The sequence below is a fragment of the uncultured Campylobacter sp. genome (assembly GCF_938018145.1).
Taxonomy (GTDB): domain Bacteria; phylum Campylobacterota; class Campylobacteria; order Campylobacterales; family Campylobacteraceae; genus Campylobacter_A.
In genome coordinates this window covers 1-3,254 of record NZ_CALIII010000380.1, presented here as the reverse complement: position 1 = coordinate 3,254, position 3,254 = coordinate 1, and the positions used below count along the sequence as shown (strand labels likewise).

Below are 3,254 nucleotides of genomic sequence, written 5' to 3'. Positions count from 1 at the left end.
CGTCTATGCTTGCTAGCTCGCTCTCAAAAAGCCGCGCCAGCTCGTCCTCGGCGCCTTTTATCCTCTCAAAACCGACTTCGTTTCGCAGCGCGTAGGCCAAATTTGCCCGCATAAGCCCGATTATAGGCGGCGTACCGCCCTCCTCTAGCTGCTCGGGATTTTTCAAAAATACGTGCCCTTCGCGGCTAGCGTAGGCGACCGTCCCGCCCGCGGCAAAGGTCGGCACATCGCTGTTAAGTAGCTCTTTTTTGATCGCCAAAAGCCCGCAGCTAGCAGGTCCGCCGAGCAATTTATGCGGCGAGAGGAAAATCGCGTCGAAGTAATCGCAATCTAAATTTGCGTGCGAGCTCAGAGCCGCGCAGTCAAAGGCGATGATGCCACCCGCAGCCCTGATTAGCTCGCTGATCTTTTTATAATCGCTAATGACGCCCGTGACGTTTGAGGCGGCGCTAAACGAGCCGATGATGCGGCGTCCCGCATTAAGTTTTAGGATGCGCTCGAGTGCTAGCAGATCGATCTCGCCGCCCTCGCTAAGAGGCACGCGCAGGTAGTCGCAAAGCCCCTCGCGAAAGCTAAGCTCGTTTGAGTGGTGTTCGTAGGGCGAAACGAGCACGAGCGGAAGCTGCGCGGCGCGTAAATTTGCCTCGCCGATCGCGCTTCTGGTCGCAGGCGGTAGGTAGATGCCTAGCAGCTCCTGAAATTTCTTGATCGCGGCCGTCGCGCCCTGCCCGCAGGCGATGAGATAAAACCGCTCGTCAAGGCCTAGCAGCTTTTTTAGGCTCTCGCGCGCGCCCTCGTAGCGCCGCTGCGTGATGATGGCGCTAGAGCTACTGTCGGAGTGGGTGTTGGCGTAGGTTTTTAAAATTTCGCCTATCTCGCGCTCTACGGGCTCATAAGCAAGCCCCGAAGCGGTGTAATCAAAATAGTGCACGCCAGGTTTTAGGATGATATTTTTTCTTATTTCGTCTAAATTTAGCATTTTTTACTCTTTAAATTTGATACGGTAATTATAGTAAATTTTCGCAAATTTAGGGCTTTTGCGGTGGAAATGATTTAGTAAATTTGGAGATTAAATTTGAGCAAGCTAAATTTAACCGCAAAGCGGCAAATTTAACTTGATAAAGCACAGAAGCGCGAGCCACAGAGGCTCACGACCATTTTATTATTTGTTTATAAAATTTTTCTCTAGCCACTCGATAGCTTTTGCTTCGGTTTCGAAGCGTCCGCTTTTAGCGACTTGATTTTGCCCCTCGTAGAAGCGAATCCTGATACCGTCTTGGACGCTATCTACCTTTACTCTAGTGATCTTGTCTTTGTTTAGATAGACCCTATCGTTTAGTTTTACGTACATTTTTTCTCCCTTAAATTGATGTGGTTTTATTTCTTTTTATCTTTTTTGTCGTCTTTAGTTGCGTCATTTTTCTCGCCGTCTTTTTTCAAAAACAGCTCCTTAAAGCGCTTATCCGCAAAATCCTCGATATCGTTTTGTAGCTGCCTATAGGCGTTTATGAGCTCATGCGCGCGTTCGTTTAGCGTCGTGCCGGCGTTTTCGCCGCCGCCTTGTTTGGTGGTGAAGAGCTCCTCTTTTAGATTTTTTTGCAAAATTTGCAGATGAGTCCAGCATTTTTTATAGTTCATGCCTAGGATTTCGGCGGCCTTTGAGATCGAGCCGACCTCGGCGATGACGTCTAGGACTTCGGTTTTGCCCTTGCCGAATATCAGCTCGCCCTCGTCGTTTTCTATCCAGGTTTTGGTTTTTACTCTCATCTTTTTTCCTTTCTTCTCCTTAAAACACCCCAGCTGGCAGTATTTTACGTCGATTTTATAGTCTTTTAGCGTCGAGCGGATCGTCTTTAGCCCCACGCCCGCAGCCGCGTCTCTAGCGTCTTTGCACAGTATTCTGCCCTTTTCGTCGGTCATCTGTTTTAGCTGCGTCATCACGGTGTATTTGCCGCGTCCGTTTTCCAGCCCGCCAAACTGCCCTAGCTCGCAGTTGTCGATCTTTACGCCCATTTTTTCGGCCTCGTCGCTAACCTCGCCGATCTCCACGCCTAGCTTTGCAGCGATCTTAAACGCCGCGCCGCAGTCCAGCCTGCCCTTTGGATTTAGCAGTTTTGTTATCAGTTCGCGGATTTGCTCACTCATAGATTCTCTCCGCGCCGCTATATACGTTTATGTTTTCGCCGCGCACAAAGCCGCATAGCGTGAGGTTAAATTTACGCGCTATCACGACGCCAAGGCTAGTCGGAGCCGTGCGCGATACGAGCACGGGGATGCCGTGCATGACGGCTTTTGCTACCATCTCGGAGCTTAAGCGCCCGCTCACCATCAAAAACGAATTTTGCAGCTGCGCGCCGGCTAATACCGCCTTGCCGACGGCTTTGTCTATCGTGTTGTGCTGGGCGATATCCTCGCCGATAAAAAACTGCTCGCCGCTAACAAAAAGCTTAGCCGTGTGCACGCAGCCAGTCATCTCGTAAAGCTCGCACTGCGTGTAAAACTGCCCCATCTGGCGCAAAATTTCGTCTTTGTGAAATTTAACCTCGCCCTTTACCGAGCGTGCCGCCATAGCCTCTGGATCGATATTTGCCGTCGAGCTACGCCCGCAGCCGCTGATTATCACCTTTTCCTCGTCAAACTGCTCGAGGCGTTTTTCGTTGATTTTAGCCTTTACCCGCACGCTTAAAGCGTCGTCTGAGAGCTCGATACTCTCGATATCCTCGGGGCTTGCGATCAAATTTTCGCTGATTAGGTAGCCTGCGGCCAGCGCCTCCTGATCGGTCGGAGTTGCCATCACCGCGCCGAAACGCTTGCCGTTTATGTAGATCTCAAGCTTGATCTCGCGCACCAAAATATCATCCACGGCGCTTTTTTGCGCGCCTTTAAATTTGATGATTTGCGTCGTAAAAATAGGTTGCATGATTTTCCTTAATTTTTGCGAAATGATAGCTTGAAAATCTAAATTTAAGATTTGATTGTAGTGAATTCTTGCTTAAATCAAGCAAAAACTTAAACTATTTTTAGTACGATTTTATCGGAGTCTTATTATGATTTATATATGCCTACTTAGCATATATCTTAAATGCAAAATTTCTGCAATCGCCACAAAAAGCTTCACTACTAGTTTAGTCTAAATTTGACTTTTTCATTCCGCCCCTTTTCAAATTTAACCCCAAACCCATTTGTCCCGAATTCCAACTTACGAAATTAAATTTTTCTACTTCATTTATCAAAATACCTAAAATTCCGATAAT

Annotated in this window: 4 protein-coding genes; all 4 read right to left on the bottom strand. The window is 48.3% G+C overall.

Going from position 1 to position 3,254, the window contains the following annotated elements:
• Positions 1–979: aminotransferase class V-fold PLP-dependent enzyme (locus tag Q0338_RS08820; protein WP_298086425.1), on the bottom strand; the 979-nt coding region annotated here is incomplete at its 3' end.
• 183 nt (positions 980–1,162) lie between these two features.
• Positions 1,163–1,351 carry a hypothetical protein gene (locus Q0338_RS08815; protein ID WP_004321084.1) on the bottom strand — a complete coding sequence of 63 codons (189 nt, stop codon included), beginning with the start codon at positions 1,349–1,351 and terminating at the stop codon, positions 1,163–1,165.
• 26 nt (positions 1,352–1,377) lie between these two features.
• Positions 1,378–2,145 carry a LysR family transcriptional regulator gene (locus tag Q0338_RS08810; protein WP_298086424.1) on the bottom strand — a complete coding sequence of 256 codons (768 nt, stop codon included), beginning with the start codon at positions 2,143–2,145 and terminating at the stop codon, positions 1,378–1,380.
• Positions 2,138–2,920, bottom strand: coding sequence for a formate dehydrogenase accessory sulfurtransferase FdhD (fdhD, locus tag Q0338_RS08805; RefSeq protein WP_298086423.1), 783 nt, complete (start codon positions 2,918–2,920; stop codon positions 2,138–2,140). The genes Q0338_RS08810 and fdhD overlap by 8 nt, the downstream gene beginning before the upstream one ends.
• Between the last annotated feature and the right edge of the window lie 334 nt (positions 2,921–3,254).